The 17,498-nt window shown below is 72.0% G+C and carries 17 protein-coding genes; 7 read left to right on the forward strand and 10 right to left on the reverse strand.

Features of this window, described 5'->3' with window-relative positions; translation table 11 throughout:
- Positions 1–205 precede the first annotated feature (205 nt).
- From ABT170_RS24550 to ABT170_RS24585, 8 genes are all read right to left on the reverse strand, one after another.
- Entirely contained in the window at positions 206–844 is a 639-nt protein-coding gene (locus tag ABT170_RS24550; RefSeq protein WP_351870777.1) for a hypothetical protein, read from the reverse strand.
- Positions 841–2,361, reverse strand: a complete 1,521-nt coding sequence (locus ABT170_RS24555; protein WP_329943129.1) for an ATP-binding protein — start codon at positions 2,359–2,361, stop codon at positions 841–843. The genes ABT170_RS24550 and ABT170_RS24555 overlap by 4 nt, the downstream gene beginning before the upstream one ends.
- 2 nt (positions 2,362–2,363) lie before the next feature.
- The gene (locus ABT170_RS24560; RefSeq protein WP_329943128.1) at positions 2,364–3,047 is read right to left on the reverse strand and encodes a response regulator; all 684 of its coding nucleotides are present in this window, start codon (positions 3,045–3,047) and stop codon (positions 2,364–2,366) included.
- Between the two features lie 139 nt (positions 3,048–3,186).
- The gene (locus ABT170_RS24565; protein ID WP_351870782.1) at positions 3,187–5,460 is read right to left on the reverse strand and encodes a serine/threonine-protein kinase; all 2,274 of its coding nucleotides are present in this window, start codon (positions 5,458–5,460) and stop codon (positions 3,187–3,189) included.
- 300 nt (positions 5,461–5,760) lie between these two features.
- Positions 5,761–6,831, reverse strand: coding sequence for an iron-containing redox enzyme family protein (locus tag ABT170_RS24570; RefSeq protein ID WP_351870785.1), 1,071 nt, complete (start codon positions 6,829–6,831; stop codon positions 5,761–5,763).
- Positions 6,812–7,060, reverse strand: coding sequence for a CDGSH iron-sulfur domain-containing protein (locus ABT170_RS24575; RefSeq protein ID WP_329943125.1), 249 nt, complete (start codon positions 7,058–7,060; stop codon positions 6,812–6,814). Before ABT170_RS24575 ends, ABT170_RS24570 begins: the two co-directional genes overlap by 20 nt.
- A 13-nt stretch (positions 7,061–7,073) precedes the next feature.
- Complete coding sequence (locus tag ABT170_RS24580) at positions 7,074–7,415, reverse strand: class I SAM-dependent methyltransferase (RefSeq protein WP_329943124.1); 342 nt, start codon at positions 7,413–7,415, stop codon at positions 7,074–7,076.
- 393 nt (positions 7,416–7,808) lie between these two features.
- Positions 7,809–8,231 (reverse strand): YjbQ family protein, encoded by a 423-nt coding sequence (locus ABT170_RS24585; protein ID WP_329943123.1) that lies wholly within the window; start codon positions 8,229–8,231, stop codon positions 7,809–7,811.
- A gap of 92 nt (positions 8,232–8,323) precedes the next feature.
- Here ABT170_RS24585 and ABT170_RS24590 point away from each other — a divergent pair, with 92 nt between their 5' ends.
- The 6 genes from ABT170_RS24590 to ABT170_RS24615 all read left to right on the forward strand — a co-directional run bounded on the left by ABT170_RS24590 (position 8,324) and on the right by ABT170_RS24615 (position 13,794).
- Positions 8,324–8,407, forward strand: a complete 84-nt coding sequence (locus tag ABT170_RS24590) for a putative leader peptide (RefSeq protein WP_350692898.1) — start codon at positions 8,324–8,326, stop codon at positions 8,405–8,407.
- Between the two features lie 225 nt (positions 8,408–8,632).
- A complete protein-coding gene (locus tag ABT170_RS24595; RefSeq protein ID WP_351870790.1) occupies positions 8,633–9,532 on the forward strand; it encodes an ABC transporter permease in 900 nt (299 codons plus the stop codon).
- On the forward strand, positions 9,505–10,284 hold the full coding sequence (locus tag ABT170_RS24600) for an ABC transporter ATP-binding protein (protein ID WP_351870792.1): 780 nt from the start codon (positions 9,505–9,507) through the stop codon (positions 10,282–10,284). Before ABT170_RS24595 ends, ABT170_RS24600 begins: the two co-directional genes overlap by 28 nt.
- A gap of 96 nt (positions 10,285–10,380) precedes the next feature.
- Positions 10,381–11,409, forward strand: a complete 1,029-nt coding sequence (locus tag ABT170_RS24605) for an ABC transporter substrate-binding protein (RefSeq protein ID WP_351870795.1) — start codon at positions 10,381–10,383, stop codon at positions 11,407–11,409.
- Positions 11,406–12,614, forward strand: a complete 1,209-nt coding sequence (locus ABT170_RS24610; protein ID WP_329943119.1) for an LLM class flavin-dependent oxidoreductase — start codon at positions 11,406–11,408, stop codon at positions 12,612–12,614. Before ABT170_RS24605 ends, ABT170_RS24610 begins: the two co-directional genes overlap by 4 nt.
- Before the next feature lie 76 nt (positions 12,615–12,690).
- Positions 12,691–13,794: an NAD(P)-binding domain-containing protein gene (locus tag ABT170_RS24615; RefSeq protein WP_351870798.1), complete on the forward strand. Its 1,104-nt coding sequence runs from the start codon at positions 12,691–12,693 to the stop codon at positions 13,792–13,794.
- A gap of 100 nt (positions 13,795–13,894) precedes the next feature.
- Here ABT170_RS24615 and mltG read toward each other — a convergent pair whose 3' ends face one another.
- Complete coding sequence (gene mltG / locus ABT170_RS24620) at positions 13,895–14,746, reverse strand: endolytic transglycosylase MltG (protein ID WP_329943117.1); 852 nt, start codon at positions 14,744–14,746, stop codon at positions 13,895–13,897.
- A 384-nt stretch (positions 14,747–15,130) separates the two neighbouring features.
- Entirely contained in the window at positions 15,131–16,936 is a 1,806-nt protein-coding gene (locus ABT170_RS24625; RefSeq protein ID WP_351870802.1) for an ABC transporter ATP-binding protein, read from the reverse strand.
- A gap of 105 nt (positions 16,937–17,041) precedes the next feature.
- Between ABT170_RS24625 and ABT170_RS24630 the strand changes: the two genes are divergently transcribed.
- A complete protein-coding gene (locus tag ABT170_RS24630; protein ID WP_329943115.1) occupies positions 17,042–17,485 on the forward strand; it encodes a MarR family winged helix-turn-helix transcriptional regulator in 444 nt (147 codons plus the stop codon).
- Positions 17,486–17,498: the final 13 nt, after the last annotated feature.

Genomic DNA, 17,498 nt, shown 5'->3' on the forward strand with positions numbered 1-17,498 from the left:
GGCGAACCCGGGGCCAGAGCCCACGGGCGGCGCACGATCGGGTGAGACCCCGACCGGCGGCGTACGGCCCCGGGTGAGTTGAGGAGAGCGGCCCGCCGGAACGGAGGTTCCGGCGGGCCGCTGTTTTCCTGTGCGGTCCGCCGGACGGCCCGATCGGTCTCCTCGTCGCCGGTGCCCGGCCTGCTCGCTCGGCCTCCGCCGCGGCTCAGCGTGCCGGCGCCGGCACCGGTCGGACGGGGCAGTCGGCCGGGGCGAGGCGTCCTTCCCGCCCGACCAGACGTACGGACACGGCTCCCTGCGCATCGGCCGCGTACGCGGCCGTGCAGACGATCTGGTCGCGGGCGGGGGCGGTCAGCCCTGTCACCCGCAGGCGCAGCTCGACCTCGACGGTGGGGCCGTCCCGCACGATCCGGACCACGGCCGATGCCGTACGGGGCAGCGAGGGAGCGCTACGGAGCCCGGCCCGCCGTTCGGCCCTGTCCGGTCCGGCGAGCAGGGCGGTGACGGCCGCGAAGGGCGAGAGGGGTTCGTCCTCACCCGCCGGGGGCGGACCCCCGGGGCCGGCCCGTCCGTACGGCTCGTCCGGGCCTGCGGGAACAGCGGCGCCGTCGCGCCACTGCGATGCGACGACCCGTGGCACGGGCAGCAGTTCGTTGCCGGGCGAGAAGAAGAACACCAGCACGCGCCCCTCGCGCGGGGGAAGCAGATCGGCGACAACCGGGCTGCCGGCCTCGATCACGGCCGTCTCCTGGATACCGCAGCCGGCGAGCGGGCCACCGGCGAGCACCAGCAGCGCGGCGGCGAGCCGGCCCGCTCGACGCCCGTGGTTCACCGGCCTCTTCACGCGGTGGCCTCCGTCCGGTCGCGGCCGTCCGCCGGCCTCGTGCCCCCGTGCGCGGGCGGGGGAACCTCCGGTGTGCCGCTCCGGGACGCGGGCCCGTCGAAGGGCAGCTCCACGGTGAACAGGGCGCCGCCGCCGGGCGCGTTGTCCGCGCGGATCGTGCCGCCGTGCAGCTGCACGTTCTCCTCGGTGATCGCGAGTCCGAGACCACTGCCGATCGAGCGGGAGCGTGCGGCGTCCGCCTTGTAGAAACGGTCGAAGATGTGCGGCAGCGCGTCCGGCGCGATCCCGGAGCCGCTGTCGCGCACCTCGGTGATCAGCACGCCCCCGTGTGCCGACAGCCGCACAGTGACGGGTTCGGCACCGTGGCGCAGGGCGTTGCCGACCAGATTGGCCACGATGACATCGAAGCGGCGCGGGTCGAGGCGGATCCGCAGACCGTCGGGCAGCTCCGCGCGGACCCGGCCGAGCCACTGTCTGTCGGACAGGGTGCTGCGCACGGCCTCCGCCGCGTCCACCTCGTCGGCGTTGAGCTCCGCCGCACGGGCGTCGAAGCGGGAGATCTCCATCAGGTCCTCCACCAGTACGGCCAGTTTGCCGGTCTCGGCACTGATCAGGCGCACCGCCCGAGCGGTGTCCGGGGCGAGTGTCCCGGCGTCCTCGTCCACCACGTCCGTGACGGCGAGCATCGCGGCGAGCGGGGTGCGCAACTCGTGCGAGACGTCCGAGGCGAAGCGCCGGGCCCGCGTCCCGGCGTCCCGCAACTCCTGCACGGAGCGTTCGAGGCGGGCTGCCGACTCGTTGAACGTCCTGGCCAGGTCGGCCATTTCGTCCCGGCCGTGCACCGGGATACGCGTGTCGAGCTGCCCGCCGCCCATGGAGTTCGCGGCGCGACGCAGTTCGCGGACGGGGCGCAGCACGCTGCGCGCCGCGAGCAGTGCGGGCACCAGGGCCACCACCAGTCCCGGCAGCGCCCCGTGGCGGGCGGCGGTCACCAGGGCGTCGATGTCCACCTCCTCGTTCGTCATGGGCATCACGGCGAAGAGGACCAGGCCACTGGGCACCGCGCCGCCGCCCGCCACGACCCGGGTCATCACCGGCATCCCGATCGTCAGATACGCCTTCCCGTCCCTGACGACCCGCTCGAAGCTGCCGTGCGGCGAGGTGAGCGCCGCGCGGCGCAGCTCCGCGGACAGAACGCCGGAGACGGGCCGGTCACCCGAGGAGGCGCGCAACGAGCCGTACTCGGCGAAGACGATCCACGGATGCGGTTTGGCGCGCGCCGCGATGTCGTAGAGGTCCCACTTCAGCGAATCCGGGTCCAGCGGCAGGCCGGGGACGAACCGCTCGGCCTCCTCGCGGAAGGAGGCGACCGCCGTGTCCTGCGCACGCACGAGGACCGCGCTGCGTGCCTCTCGATAGGTCAACGCGGCGGTCGTCACCGCGCTGACCGCCGCCACCAGCAGGAACGCGATCACCAGCCGGGTGCGCAGCCCGAACGCGGCGGTCGCTCCGGGCATCCTCACAGGGGTCCGAAACGGTAGCCGAAGCCCCGCAGCGTCTGGATGTAGCGGGGGCTGCGGGACGGGTCCTCGATCTTGGCGCGCAGCCGGCGCACACAGGCGTCCACCAGACGGACGTCATGGTGGTAGCTGTGCTCCCAGACCTCTTCCAGGAGCCGCTGCCGGCTGAAGACCTGTCCCGGCGCCGCGGACAGGTACAGCAGCAGCTTGAGTTCGGAGGGCGCGAGGGCCACCCGCTCGCCCGACTTGAGGAGGGTGTGGCCGGCGCGGTCGATGTCGAGTTCGCCGTGGTGCTCGACGGCGGGCCTCGCGCCGGCCGGACTGTCGATGCGGCGCAGCACCGCACGTATGCGGGCCTCGATGACCTCGGTACGGGCGGGCTTGACGATGTAGTCGTCCGCACCCGCCTCCAGGCCGACGACGATGTCGACGTCGTCGCCGCGCGCGGTCAGCATGATGATCGGTAACTGGCTGGTCTCGCGTACCCGGCAGCACACCTGGACACCGCTCATGGCGGGGAGCATCAGGTCGAGCAGCAGGAGATCGGGGCGAAAGGCACCCAGTGCCTCCAGACCGGCCTCGCCGGTCGCGGCGGCGAGGACCTCGTGCCCGCGCCGGCGCAGCCCGATCTCGACGCCCTCGCGCACGGAGGGGTCGTCTTCGACGAGGAGGACGCGTGGCATGGCGGTGTCTCCGGAGTCATGGGGAAGGGGGAGTCGTGCAGGACGGGGAGTCGTGCAGGACGGCGGAGGGGCGGGGGAACGCCGAGGACCGGATGACCCCGTCCGGGCAGGAAGGCGGCCGGTGTCCGGTGACGCCGGGTCAGCCCGATGCCGGCGGCTTCCGCGCGTCGAAGGCGAAGACAGTGTTCTCGGCCGCGGCCACGATCACCGCACGCCCCGCGACGGTGACGCGCGGGCTCGCGCCCTGCTCGCCCGTCAGACCGTCGGCCTGCGGATCCGTTGTCCACAGGGCCCTGCCGTCGTCCGGCGACAGCGCGACCACCCGGCCGGTGGCCGAGCTGAAGTACAGCGCGTCGGCTCCCGCCACGGGGCCCGACGCACCTTCCACGGCCGTCTGGCGCGACCACTTCTTCCGGCCGGTCGCGGGGTCGAGCGCGGTGATGAGACCGGTCTGTCCGCTCACGTAGACGGTGCCGTCCGCCATGCCGGGCGTTCCCTCGAATGCCCTGGCCAGCCGGGAGTACGTGACCTTCCGGGAGGCCGGGTCGACCCGCGCCACCCCGTCGTAGCCGGCCGGCGCCGTTCCCTCCATGTGCCGCTGAAGGAGCACGAGTTCGCCGTCGGCGACACCCATCGGCACGGCGGGGCCGTCGACCGCGATGGGACTGCCCAGTTTCCCCGAGGCGCGGTCGACCGTGTGCAGGGTGGAGTGGTACACCTCCGAGGCATCCAGCTCCTCGTCGGTGGCGCACATCGCGAGGAGCTGTGCGTCCAGGGGGACGGGAGCGCACCGCTCGCCCGCGGGGAACGACGTCGTCCAGGTGACCTCACCGCTGTGCGCGTCCCGGGCCTCGAAGCGGGAGTTGAAGGCGTCGACCGTGACCACGGCGGAGCCGACCACGAGGGCGTCCTGGGTCCGGCCCGTGACGGCCTGCGACTGGGCGCCGGACGGCACGGACCACAGCTCCCGGCCGCTCTTCGCGTCGAGGGCCACCACCTCGCTGGGAGGGTCCTGCGGGGCGTCCTGGGCGGCGAAGCGGTAGCCGAGCACCGTGTCGTCGGTGGCCCCCACCAGGTGCATGCCCTGGACGGGGACACCCGGGCTCTTCACCGTCCACACCGGCGCGCCGTCCAGGGCGCCGATACGGGTCGCGACCACGCTGCCGCCACCGCAGAACAGCGCGTCGCCGTGCGCGAGGCAGCGCAGCTCGTCGGGGATGTCCTCGCGACCGCCGTGCACGGTCCTGCGCCACGGTTCGAAGCCGTCCGGGAGTGCGGCACCCGGCGCCGCGACGCTGTCGCCCTTGTCGCCGCCGCTCCCCCCGAGGTCGCCCACCTTCAGCGCGGCGACTCCCCCGCCGATCGCCGCCACCGCGACCGCGGCCGCGAGCACCGGGCGCCATCGGCGGTGCGGGCGGCGGCCGACGGGGGTACCGGTGCTCCCGGTCGCGGGACCAGCCGGAGCGGTGGCCGGTGCGGTGGCCGGTACCGGGGTGGCGGCCGGAGCGGTCGCCGGCACCGGGGTGTCCTCCGCCGCGACGTGATGCTGGGTGTTCATGTCGCGGGTGCGGCCCGTGACAACCCCGTTCGCGGCGGTCCCGCCGAGGTCGGCCGGCAGGTCCCGCAGCAGTACGAGGAGTTCGTCCGCGGAGGGACGTCCCTCCGGCTCCTTGTCCAGGCAGGACTCGACGACCGCGCGCAGAGCCACCGGCACCGCGCCCAGCGACGGCTCCTCGTGCACCACCTGATACGCCGTCATATAGGGGCTGTCCGCGTCGAAGGGCCCGTGCCCCGTCGCCGCGTAGACCAGCAGCGTCGCCAGCGAGAAGACGTCGGACCGCGGCCCCACACCACGCGGCGCCTGCAACTGCTCCGGCGACATGAAGGGCGGCGTACCGATGACCCGCCCCGTCATCGTCAGCGTCTGCTGGTCCACGGCGCGCGAGATGCCGAAGTCGATGACGCGTGGGCCCTCGGGCGAGAGCACGACGTTCGAGGGTTTCAGGTCACGGTGGACGACCCCCACCCGGTGGATGTCGCGCAGCGCCTCCGCCAGCCCGATCGCGAGCCTTCTCAGCTCCGCGCCGTCCAGCGGGCCCTCAGCGGCGATGTGCTGGGCCAGCGTGAGCCCCTCGATATAGGTCGTCGCCATCCACGGCTGGTCGGCCTCGGGGGCGGCATCGACCACGGCGGCGGTGAACGCGCCGCTCACCCGCCTCGCCGCCGCCACTTCCTGCCGGAAACGGATGCGGAACTCGTCGTCCCCCGCGAACTGCTGGTGGATCAGTTTGATCGCGACAGGCCGCCCCGAACTCGTACGGGCCAGAAAGACCGTGCCCATGCCACCCGAGCCGAGCCGAGCCTCCAGTGGATAGCCACCGATCTCGACCGGATCACCTCCGCGCAGCGACACTCTTCCCGACCTCCCGTTCCCCGTGCGTCTCTGCCACCACGGGCCCGCGTACCTGTTCCGCACACAAACTAGCCGCAGGGCAGTACGGCAGAGCGAAGCGGGTGACGAACAAGGAGCCCGGGGCCGCTCCCGTGCCGCACACGACGAGGCCCTGACGATGATCGCAGATCCCTGGATCGTCGCAGCACACAGCGGCGGGCCGAGAACCCGGGAGAGCGGGAGACCTCCCGGCGCGGCGCCTGCGCGCTCCTTTCCCGCGGCGGACAACCGCCCGAGCCCGCGCAGGGGCGCACAGGCCCCCTACGGGGCGTCGGGCGCGATGACAGGGTGCCGACGAGAGCGAGAGCACGGGCCGGCGGCACCGACGCCGTTGCGCAGCGCCGACTTTCCGGTCCGCCAGGTGTTCAGGAGATGAGAGGCCAGTCGGCGCTCCAGGTGCACCGTGGCGTCGGCTCCGAAGGCCACCTCGGAGTCCAGGTGCGGCTCTTCGGCGAGCAGCCCGCCGATCACCTCCCGGCGTACGACCTGTTCGTGCACGGCGTCCGCCTCGACATGCTCCGTGTAGAAGCGTTCGGCCGCGGGTCCGGCACCGGTGCGGCGCATCGCCGCGGCGAGCCGACGGGATCCGGGCGACGAGGTGACCTCGACGCAGGCGAAATGGCCGACCATCGCTCCGCGCAGGGCTCGGTGGAGGCCGAACAGCGTCATGACGTTCACGACGGCGAGGGCGGGGGCGGGGGCCACCTCCACGTAGTGGCCGTAGCGGGTGTTCAGACCGAGGTCATCCATCAGCTCGGTGAAGAGCTGGGCATGAATGTCCTCGGCCCGCCCGGCGCCGAACTCGTCGTACTCGATGGCGACCATGCCGGCCTTGGCCCGTCCGCGCAGCCGGGGGATCACCCAGGCGTGCGGGTCCGCCTCCTTGAGGTGGTAGAGCGAGCGCAGAGCCGCGTGTTCGCGGATCTGCCACAGCTCTCCCTCCTGCTCCAGATGGTGGGCGATACCGCCGCGTGGGTCGGTGGGTTCGGCCAGCAGTTCACCGAAGACCACGTCCGTCGAGCGTCCGGAAGGGACGTCTGCCCGCAGAGCGCCGAGGAAACGCTGTTCGAGCGCCCGGCGCAACGGCATGAGCACCGGGTCCCACTCACGGTCCTCGGCGACGTCGGCGAAGCCCCGGTAGTGCAGTTCGTAGAGTACGTAGAGGGCCAGTTGCAGATCCTCCCCGTACGGGTCGGCGGCTGCGGCCTCGTCCACCCCGGGAGGTGCCTGCCGCGGCGAGGCGAGGGCTGCGAACAGACCTGCCGACAGCGGTCCCCGGGAGGTGGGAACGGCCGGGCCGGCAGGGCTGTGGTCAGTGGGGGTCACCGTCATGGGAGCCCTTCGGGTCGCTGCCGGACGGCCGGTCGCAGTCCTCGCGGCGGCCGGCGCCGGAGGGCTTCGTACGTCTGCGGTGACTGGTGTCGCACCAGGGGTACGCGCGGCTGCGCCGACAGGCGCAGACGGCGACGACGAACCGGTCGGAAGCGGCGATCGTGCCGTCCTCCTGGACGATCTCCACCGGCCCGTCGATCAGAATCGGACCATCGCGGACAACGGTCATACGCCTGGCACGGTCAGCTGCGTTCGGCACGGACGACCACCGGTTCCTCTGCGTCTTCGTCGGCGCCCGTCAGGCCCTGGGCCCGCAGCCGCGGCGGTCGTCGGAGTGCCGCAGGACCGCAGGGTACGCGGGCCCGGTCCGTCGCCGAGCGGCGCGGACCGGTGGCAGCGAGCCTCCGGAACGTCTCCTCGACATCGCGGAGTCCGGAGTACACCAGGAGTGCCTGCCGTCCACCGCGCCCCGCGTCCCGGGCGTGCCGCACGGCGGCCTCACCGGGCCGGTCGCCGGCCGTCGCCCCGACGTGGTGGTGGGCGATCCACCGTGCGTGTCCACGCCCCGGGCACACCGTTGTCATCGAAAACCTCCACGAGGTGGGACAGCCAGGTTCATGTCTCTGCTCGTCTCGCCGGGCGGGTGCCCCGCCCATTCAGGTTCGGTCCGCCGGTGGTCCGCCGCCACTTCACGGCGCTCTCAGCCCCCTGCCCCGCCTGCCCCGTGCCCGCCGTCGCACGCCGGTGCACGGGGTGGCATGCCGGTGCACGGGATGGCAGGTCCGCGCGTGCTGTCCGCCTCTCGAATCCCCTTCGAGACGGGTGGCAGTGCGCGCCCGGCACCTGGCGTCACCCGAGCGCACGGCCCGATGGCTGTTCGAGCACATCCAGGTCCTCACCCTGCGACGCGCCCCCCGTTCGATCGCTCAGAGCCACCAAGAACCGGACGGCTCCGGGACCCTCGCGAACGATCCTGGTCAGCCCAGGAAACTCAGCCGGACGTCACGGTCGGTATTGCTGGTGTTCGTGTCGACCAGGCACACCGACTGCCAGGTCCCCAGTGCCAGCTGTCCGGCGATGACCGGCAGGGTGGCGTGCGGGGGGACGAGGGCCGGCAGCACATGGTCGCGGCCGTGGCCGGGGCTGCCGTGGCGGTGCTGCCAGCGTTCGTCGGCGGGCAGCAATGTGTGCAGGGCCGCGAGGAGGTCGTCGTCGCTGCCCGCGCCGACTTCCAGGACGGCGATTCCCGCGGTGGCGTGCGGCACGAAGACGTTCAGCAGACCGTCCCGGCCGTTCGCGGTGCGGGTGAGGAAAACCTCGCAGTCATGGGTCAGGTCGGTGACGGTCTCCGTGGAGCCGGTGGTGATGTGCAGAACACTGGTGGTGAAGCTGTCGGCCATGGCTTCATCCTCCCGCCCGAGCGGCAAGACGGCACGTCCACGTGCCGAGACGCCATTGACCGGTTCCGCAGCGCGTCGCTACGTTCAGCGACATGTTCCGATCAGCTCTGCTCACTTCGCGCGGTCACATCGACCTGCTGCGGGTGGCCTCCGCCGCGTGTCGCCGCGGCTGCTGACGTTCTCCCAGCGCATGTTCCGCCCGTTCTGACCGGGCGTTCCGTTCCACCGCTCCGAGCGGGTGCGCGCCCCTTCGCCCTACATGCCCCCACCGGGTCCCGGTCCGCCGGGACCGTGGCGTGATGCCTGTGCCACCGCCGTAGCGGGGGTGCGGGTGCGTAGGACGCGGGTGGCGCCGTTCCGCTGTTCCCCGCCCCTGTCCGTGGACTGCTCGTGGAGCCCTCATGACCCTCGGCCATGCCCCCGCTTCCGCCCCACCACCAGGCCCGCCCATCGATCCGGTCGCGTCCTCCGGCCCGAGGGCCGGTCCGCCGGATCTCGAACCCGTACTCCCTTCGTCCGCCCGCGGGACGCGTCTGCGGTCCGTTCCGCGCCGGCTGCGCCGAACGGTCGGTCCGCTGCTGCTGCTCGCCCTGTGGCAGGTGTTCAGTGCCACGGGCGTTCTGCACCCCGATGTGCTCGCCTCGCCCGGCACCATCGCGCGGGCCGGGTCCGGTCTGATCGCTGACGGGACACTGCCCTCCGCCATGGCGGTGTCGCTCCAGCGGGTGGCCGCCGGTCTGCTGCTCGGCGGAGTGGCCGGAACGGCGCTCGCGCTGGTCTCGGGGCTGTCCCGGCTGGGCGAGGACCTCGTGGACGCGACCGTACAGATGCTCCGCACCGTCCCGTGGGTGGGGCTGATACCGCTCTTCATCATCTGGCTCGGCATCGGTGAGGCTCCGAAGGTGGCGCTCGTCGCACTCGGGGTCACCTTCCATCTGTACCTCAACGTCTATGCCGGCATACGGGGCGTGGACGCCCAACTCATCGAGGCGGGCCAGTCGTTGGGGCTCAGCAGGTGGGCCATGGTGCGTCATGTGGTGCTGCCGGGAGCACTGCCCGGGGCCATGACCGGACTGCGGTACTCCCTCGCCACCGCCTGGCTGGCGCTCGTCTTCGGCGAGTCCGTCAACGCCGACGCGGGGATCGGCTTCCTGATGAACCAGGCCCGGGAGTTCTTCCGCACCGATGTGATCGTCGTCTGCCTGGTCGTCTACGCCTTCCTCGGCCTCGCCGCCGATGCCGTCGTCCGGACTCTCGAAAGGCTGCTGCTGCAATGGCGACCGACCTTCACGGGCCAGTGACCACCCGTATCCCCGCCCGGCCCGAGGGACCGGATGCCGCCGTACGGGTCGCGGGGCTGACCCGCGTCTTCGACGGGCGCCCGGTCCTCGACGGTCTCGATCTCACCCTGCGGGCCGGGGAGTTCACCGCCCTGCTGGGGCGCAGCGGCTGCGGGAAGTCCACGCTCCTGCGGGTGCTTGCCGGTCTCGACCGGGAGATCGACGGCACCGTTCTCGTGCCCCGCCGACGGGCCGTCGCCTTCCAGACACCCCGGCTGATGCCCTGGAAGCGGGTCTGGCGCAATGTCCTGCTCGGACTGCCCGGAAAGCCCGGACGAGCGGTCGCGGAACGGGCGTTGGAGGAGGTCGGACTCGGGAGGCTGGCCGGGGCCTGGCCCAGGACGCTCTCCGGCGGGGAGGCCCAGCGCGCGTCCCTGGCCCGAGCCCTGGCCCGGGAGCCCGACCTGCTGCTGCTCGACGAACCGTTCGGCGCGCTCGACGCGTTGACCCGGATCCGGGCGCAGCGCCTGGTGGCCGAACTCTGGCAGCGGCGCGGCTGCGCGGTGCTGCTGGTCACCCACGACGTGGACGAGGCGCTGCTGCTCGCCGACCGGGTGCTGGTGATGCGGGACGGGGGGATCGCGTACGACGCTCCGGTCGCCCTGGACCGGCCACGCGATGCCGGCGCCCCCGGGTTCGCCGCTCTGCGCTCCCGGCTCCTGGCCGAGTTGGGTGTCGAGGGTCCGGATGCCGCAGCGCACAAGGCCGTCTGAGCCCCGCCCCGCCCCCGCTCCCTCCCTCTTCCCCCTCCCTCTTCCCCGTCCCCGTACGGCCCGGCGCACCCCCGGACGGACCTCTTCGGAGTGATCATGAGACGACGTACCCTGCCCGCGCTGTTCCTGCCCCTCACCCTGCTGCTCGCCGCCTGCGGCGGCGCCTCCTCCGCCACCACCTCGGACAGCACCGACGGCAAGGGCCGTCTCGTCCTCGATGTCGGTGATCAGAAAGGTGGTTACGAGGCCATCCTGCGGGCCTCCGGTGAGCTCGACGATCTCGGCTACCGCATCGCATGGTCGACCTTCACCTCCGGCCCGCCCCTTCTGGAGGCCGTCAGTGCCCAGGCGGTCGATGTGGGCGGAGTGGGCAATACACCTCCCGTCTTCGCCGCGGGCTCCGGCTCGAAGATCGTCGTGGTGGGAGCCACCCACGGTTCTTCGGCGGGCGAGGCCATCGTGGTGCCCGAGGACTCCCCGCTGAGGCGGCCCGCCCAGCTCCGGGGCAAGTCGATCGCCGTGGCCCAGGGCAGTTCCGCGCACTACCAGTTGGTGGCTTCGCTGGAGAAGGCCGGACTCGGCATCCCGGACGTGGAGCTGAAGTACCTCCAGCCGGCCGACGCGCTCGCCGCGTTCAGCCGGGGCAAGGTGGACGCCTGGGCGATCTGGGACCCGTACACCTCGCAGATCCTGCGGACCGCCGACGCGCGGGTGCTCACCACGGGTGAGGGAGTGGTCAACGGGCTCGGATTCCAGGTGGCCTCGCCCGGCGCCCTCAAGGACGAGCAGAAGTCCAGGGCCATCGGGGATCTGCTCGTCCGCCTCCAGCGCGCGCAGAAATGGGTCTTCGAGCACCCGGAGGCCTGGGCGGGGGTCTGGGCGAAGGAGACGGGCCTGCCGTACGAGGTGGCGCTGGACGCCGTGAGGCTCTCCTACGGAACCCGCGTCCCGGTGGCCGTCGACGCGGCCGCGATCGCCTCCGAGCAGCGGATCGCCGACACCTTCGCCGAGCTGAAGCTGATCCCCCGGCGCTTCTCCTTCGCCGACTACGTCGACACCCGTTTCAACCGCGGCCTCCCCCCGTCGTCCGCGGCTCCCCGCTCGTACCGAAAGGCCTCCTCGTGAACGTTCATCTGCACTGGTTCCTGCCCACCGGCGGCGACGGCCGGACCCTCGTCGACCGCCACGCCTACACGGACGGCGGCATCGGGCGCGACCGGATCACGCCGGTGTCCGGGGTGCGCGCTCCCGACATCGAGTATCTGGCGCAGATAGCGAAGGCCGCGGAGCAGCTGGGTTTCGAGGCCGTGCTGACGCCCACCGGCACCTGGTGCGAGGACGCCTGGCTCACCACGGTCGCACTGGCCCAGCACACCGAGCGGCTGAAGTTCCTGGTGGCGTTCCGGCCCGGGGTGATCTCGCCGGTGCTGGCCGCCCAGATGGCCGCGACCTACCAGCGGATCACACGGGGACGGCTGCTGCTCAATGTGGTGACCGGTGGTGATTCCACGGAGCAGCGGCGCTTCGGGGACCATCTCGACCACGACCGCCGCTACGCCCGGACCGCGGAGTTCCTCTCGGTGGTGCGGGGCGCGTGGAGCGGACGCCCGTACGACTTCGACGGGGAGCACTATCAGGTGGAGGGCGGGCTGACGGCCCTGCCGCCGGACCCGTTGCCCGACATCTTCTTCGGCGGCTCGTCGGCGGCGGCCGGGCCGGTGGCGGCGGCGCACGCCGATGTCTATCTCACCTGGGGCGAGCCGCCGGCCGCCGTGAAGGAGAAGACCGACTGGATTCGCGGGCTGGCGGAGGAACAGGGGCGCACCGTGCGCTTCGGGATCCGGCTGCACACCATCTCGCGGGACTCCTCGCGCGAGGCCTGGGCGACGGCCGACCGGCTGCTCGGGGATCTCGACCCCGAGACGGTCGCGGCGGCGCAGCAGGCACTGGGCCGGAGCGAGTCGGTCGGGCAGCGGCGGATGCTGGCGCTGCACGGCGGCTCGCGCGACAACCTGGAGATCTCGCCGAATCTCTGGGCGGGCGTCGGCCTGGTGCGGGGCGGTGCGGGTACGGCACTGGTCGGCAGCCATGCGGAGGTCGCCGACCGGATCGAGGAGTACCACGCGCTGGGCGTGGAGCACTTCGTGCTCTCCGGCTATCCGCATCTGGAGGAGGCGTACTGGTTCGGTGAGGGCGTGACTCCCGAGCTGGCGGCCCGCGGGCTGCTGTCGACCGTCCCGGCCTCCCCGCTGCTGGGGGTTCCCGGGGCCCGTGGCCGTCCGGCATCCGCGCCGGGCGGGGCACCGTTGCTGGTGGCCGGGGGGCGCTGAGCCGCGGGATGCCGGAGCCGGGTTCCTGGATCCTCCGGGCGGGAAGATCCAGGAACCCCCCGCAGTTAGTAGAAGCGTGAACGAATTTGGGGTGCGCGAGCTGGACGTGGCCGTGATCGGCGCCGGGCAGGCGGGGCTGTCCGCCGCATACCATCTGCGGCGCTCCGGCCTGGAGCCGGACCGGGACTTCGTGGTGTTCGACCACGCGCCCCGTCCGGGCGGCGCCTGGCAGTTCCGCTGGCCCTCACTGACGTACGGCAAGGTCCACGGGATGCACGCGCTGCCCGGGATGGAGCTGACGGGTGCCGACGACAGCCGGCCCTCGTCCGAGGTGATCGGTGAGTACTTCGAGGCGTACGAACACCGCTTCGGGCTCCGGGTGCACCGCCCGGTCGAGGTGAGCGCCGTGCGCGAGGGGGACGGCCGGCGGCTGCTCGTCGAGACCTCCGAGGGCACCTACGCCGTACGTGCGCTGATCAACGCGACGGGTACCTGGGACCGGCCCTTCTGGCCGCGCTACCCGGGGCAGGAAACCTTCCTGGGGCGCCAGCTGCACACGGCGGACTACCCGGGGCCCTGGGAGTTCGCCGGTCAGCGCGTGATCGTCGTCGGTGGCGGCGCCTCCGGCACTCAGCACCTGATGGAGATCGCCGAGGTCGCCGCCGCGACGTACTGGGTGACGCGGCGGGAGCCGGTCTTCCGGGAGGGGCCCTTCGGCGAGGAGCAGGGGCGGGCCGCCGTGGCGATGGTGGAGGAGCGGGTACGGCGCGGGCTGCCGCCGCAGAGCGTGGTGAGCGTCACGGGCCTGCCGCTCACCGATGCCGTCCGGCGCGCCCGCGAACAAGGGGTTCTCGACCGGCTCCCGATGTTCGACCGGATCACGCCGACCGGGGTGGCCTGGGAGGACGGGCGGACGGTCGAGGCCGATGTGATTCTCTGGGCGACCGGTTTCCGGCCCGCCGTCGACCATCTGGCGCCGCTGAAGCTCCGCGAGCCGGGAGGCGGCATCCGGGCCGAGGACACCCGGGCCGTACGGGACGGGCGCGTGCATCTCGTGGGGTACGGCCCCTCCGCCAGCACCATCGGCGCCAACCGGGCGGGGCGGGCGGCGGTCCGGTCGGTCCGGCGCCTGCTGGACGGGGCCGGACGCGAGGAGGCCCCGGCGGCCGTTCCCGCCTGACCCGAGCCGTCCGGAAGCGGCTTGCGTACTCCCGCTCCCGCGGGGCACTGGTCAGCCCGGCGTGGCGGCCCGCCGTGACGGCTCGGACCGTCGTGACAGCTCAGCCCGGCGTGGCGGCGCGGCGGTTGCGGTTGAATTCCTCGACGTTCTTCATCTGCTCCGCGTAACTGTCGGTGAAGCGGGTGTCGCCCGGCTTGACGGTGACGAAGTACAGCCAGGGTCCGGGCGTCGGGCTGATCGCCGCCTTCATGGCCTGCTCCCCCGGATTGCCGATGGGCGTCGGCGGCAGTCCCTTGTGCTCGTAGCTGTTGTACGGGCTGTCGATCCGGGTGTCCCCGGTCGTGGTGTCCAGGGTGGAACGCTTCAGCGCGTAGTTGAGCGTGGAATCCATCTGGAGGGGCATGTCGCGGGCCAGCCGGTTGTAGACGACGCGGGCCACCTTGCCCATGTCGGTCCCGGTGTCGGCCTCGGCCTGCACCACGCTGGCGATCGTGACCGTCTGGTAGACGGAGACGCTGTTGCGTTGCGCCCCGGCGGTGATGTGGTCCGCGCCGAAACGCTTGAGGGCGGTGTCCACCATGTAGCGCAGCAGGCTCTCGGGGGTGGTGCCGGAATCGACGGGGTACGTGGCGGGGAAGAGGTACCCCTCCGGGTTGCCCCGGGCCTCGGCCGGGAGTGCGAGGCCCGCGGTCGGCACCGCCTTCCCGGTGGTGCCTGCCGCGACACCGAGGGCCCTGTCGATGGCCTCGTACACCTGGGAGGCCCGTCGGCCCTCGGGAATCAGGAGTGTGCGCGGCTGCGGCTTCTTCTCTTCCGATCCGCTGATCAGCAGCAGGGGAATCAGTACGGCCGCCGCCACGACGAGCACCGCGCCGACCAGGAGGACCAGCCGTCCGCGTCGCGTCGGACGCATTCCACGGCGGGGCCGAACGTCCGGGGACTCGTTCACCATGCGGGCACGGTAACCCGCACCGCCGCCCTCGTCCCGGACCTCGGCATCGACGACACGAACAGCGCCCGAACAGACAGAACGCACGAACAAGGGAGCGGGTGTTCGCTGGAACGTGTGATCGTATCGATTTTCGTTGCTCAACTCCGGTGCGGGGCCTGATGATTACAGAGCGCAGGCAACGGGCTGCAGACCGCGACTGCGCAGTCCCACATATGCATCACGCAACAAGGAGAAGCACCAGATGAACTTCCTCACCAACCTGCTTGCCGGCATCGTCCACTTCGTGGGTTGGCTCGTCTGACCATCGCACCACCGGCGCCGCCGCTCCCCGTCCCACGGGAGCGGCGGCGCTGCCGTTTCCGCAGCTCATGACACCGCCGGAGCTCATGACACCGCCGGGACGGGCTGGGCGTCGCGGCGGACCAGGGCCGCGTAGCGCCCGCCCCGGCCGAGCAGCTCCTCGTGCGTACCGCGCTCGGCCGTTCGGCCGCCGTCCAGGACGACTATCTGGTCCGCGTCGCGGACCGTGGAGAGCCGGTGCGCGATGGTGATCGTCGTGCGCCCCGCCGAGAGGGAGTCGATCGCCTGTTGCACAGCGTGTTCCGTACGGGTGTCCAGGGCGCTGGTCGCCTCGTCGAGGATCAGCACCGGGGGGTCCCGGAGAATCGTGCGGGCGATCGCCAGCCGCTGTTTCTCGCCGCCCGAGAAGCGGTACCCGCGCTCGCCGACCAGCGTGTCGTACCCGTCGGGCAGGGACGTGATGTGGTCGTGGATCTGCGCGGCACGCGCCGCGGCCTCGATCTCCTCACCGGTGGCGTCCGGCTTGGCGAAGCGCAGATTCTCCGCGACCGACGCATGGAAGAGATACGTCTCCTGGGAGACCACGCCGACCGCGCGGGCGAGGGTGTCGAAGTCCAGGTCCCGCACATCGACGCCGTCCAGCGTCACCCGGCCGCCGGTGACGTCGTACAGGCGGGGCACCAGATAGCTGAGGGTGGACTTGCCGGAGCCGGTGGGCCCGACGACGGCCAGGCTGCCGCCCGCCGGCACCTTCACATCGATGCCGGTGAGGGTCGGGCCGCTCTTCTCGTCGTAACTGAAGTCGACGTCCTCGAAGGCGACTTCTCCGCGGACCTTCTCCAGACGGACCGGGTTCTCGGGCTCGGTGATGTCCACGTCGAGGTCGAGATACTCGAAGATCCGCTGGAAGAGCGCGAGGGAGGTCTGCATCTGCACACCCGTGGACAGCAGGCTCACGGCCGGACGGAACAGGCCCTGCTGGAGCGAGACGAACGCGACCAGCGTGCCGATGGAGACGGCCGTGCCACCGGACCGGAGGGTGAGACCTGCGGCCCAGTAGATGACGGCGGGCATGGCCGCCATGACGATGCCGATCGTCGACATCCGCCACCGTCCGGCCATGCTGGAGCGCACTTCCAGGTCGACCAGCCGCTCGGACTCCTCGGCGAATCCCCGGGTGAGGGAGTCCGAGCGGCCCATGGTGCGGCCCAGCAGGATTCCGCTGACCGAGAGGGACTCGGTGACCGTGGCCGCCATGGCGGCCATCTGCTTCTGGCGCTGCGTGGTGATCTTCTTGCGCTCCCGGCCGACGCGGCGGCTGATCCAGACGAACACGGGCAGCAGGAGCAGGGAGACCACGGTCAGCCGCCAGTCCAGCGCCAGCATGGCGACGACGGTGGCGATGACCGCGGTGAGGTTGGAAACCAGCGACGTCGCGGTGGAGGTGACCGTCGCCTGCATGCCACCGATGTCGTTGGCTATGCGGGACTGCACCTCACCCGTGCGGGTCCTGGTGAAGAAGGCCAGCGGCATCCGCTGGAGCTGGGTGTAGACGGCGGTGCGCAGATCGTGCATGACCCGCTGGCCGACCGTGGTGGAGATCAGGGTCTGCAGGACGCCGAACACGCTGTTCATCACGGCGGTGAGGATCATGCCGAGGGCGAGCAGCGTGAGCAGCCCCGTGCGTCCCTGCGGGATCGCGGTGTCCAGGATCTCGCGGAGCAGGAACGGGGAGGCGACCGACACCAGTGACGAGGCGCCGACCAGCAGCCCGACCAGCGCGAGCCGGCCGCGGTAGGGACGGAAGAGCCGGAAGATGCGGCGCAGCTCGGCGGGCGGCTGGGCGGCATCCCCGGGCGGGGGTGTCCACGTAGGTACGTCGGGTTTCATGTGCTCCTTCGCCGGGCTTGAGACACAGACGCATGTCAGGATTCGAAGAGCATAGCTCATTGTTACCTATACTCACAATGAACGGAGTCCTGATATTGTTCCCGCATGGACTCCCCCGACTCCGACGGCCTGCTGGCCGAGCAACTGCTGCGGCTGACGCGCAGGCTCCACCGCATCCAGAGCCGCCAGCTGGAGCCGGCCGGCATCACCCCCGCGCAGTTCCGGCTGCTGCGCACCGTCGCGCAGTACGACGCCGCGCCCCGGATGGCCGATATCGCCCGGCGCCTGGACGTCGTGCCGCGGGCCGTGACCACCCTGGTGGACGCCCTGGAGGCGGCCGGCCGGGTGCGGCGTGCCGCTGATCCCGACAGCCGCCGGGTGGTGCGCATCGAGATCACCGACGAGGGGCGCGCCACGCTGCGCTCCCTGCGCAGCGCGCGCCGGGCCGCCGCAGAGGAGATCCTGGCCCCATTGACCGCCGATCAGCGCGAGGTGCTCGGCGGACTGCTGTCAGCCCTGGTCGACGGAATGCCCGAGCGGCACTGCTGACATGCTGAAAGGG

Origin of the sequence: Streptomyces sp. NPDC001787 (assembly GCF_040297465.1) — a bacterium.
Taxonomy (GTDB): domain Bacteria; phylum Actinomycetota; class Actinomycetes; order Streptomycetales; family Streptomycetaceae; genus Streptomyces.

Coding starts and splice junctions, on each gene's coding strand:
- ABT170_RS24555 (WP_329943129.1), bottom strand. CDS start 2,361: ATGCCCGGAGCGACCGCCGCGTTCGGGCTGCGCACCCGGCTGGTGATC.
- ABT170_RS24560 (WP_329943128.1), bottom strand. CDS start 3,047: ATGCCACGCGTCCTCCTCGTCGAAGACGACCCCTCCGTGCGCGAGGGC.
- ABT170_RS24570 (WP_351870785.1), bottom strand. CDS start 6,831: ATGACGGTGACCCCCACTGACCACAGCCCTGCCGGCCCGGCCGTTCCC.
- ABT170_RS24575 (WP_329943125.1), bottom strand. CDS start 7,060: ATGACCGTTGTCCGCGATGGTCCGATTCTGATCGACGGGCCGGTGGAG.
- ABT170_RS24580 (WP_329943124.1), bottom strand. CDS start 7,415: ATGACAACGGTGTGCCCGGGGCGTGGACACGCACGGTGGATCGCCCAC.
- ABT170_RS24585 (WP_329943123.1), bottom strand. CDS start 8,231: ATGGCCGACAGCTTCACCACCAGTGTTCTGCACATCACCACCGGCTCC.
- ABT170_RS24590 (WP_350692898.1), top strand. CDS start 8,324: ATGTTCCGATCAGCTCTGCTCACTTCGCGCGGTCACATCGACCTGCTG.
- ABT170_RS24595 (WP_351870790.1), top strand. CDS start 8,633: ATGACCCTCGGCCATGCCCCCGCTTCCGCCCCACCACCAGGCCCGCCC.
- ABT170_RS24600 (WP_351870792.1), top strand. CDS start 9,505: ATGGCGACCGACCTTCACGGGCCAGTGACCACCCGTATCCCCGCCCGG.
- ABT170_RS24605 (WP_351870795.1), top strand. CDS start 10,381: ATGAGACGACGTACCCTGCCCGCGCTGTTCCTGCCCCTCACCCTGCTG.
- mltG (WP_329943117.1), bottom strand. CDS start 14,746: ATGGTGAACGAGTCCCCGGACGTTCGGCCCCGCCGTGGAATGCGTCCG.
- ABT170_RS24625 (WP_351870802.1), bottom strand. CDS start 16,936: ATGAAACCCGACGTACCTACGTGGACACCCCCGCCCGGGGATGCCGCC.
- ABT170_RS24630 (WP_329943115.1), top strand. CDS start 17,042: ATGGACTCCCCCGACTCCGACGGCCTGCTGGCCGAGCAACTGCTGCGG.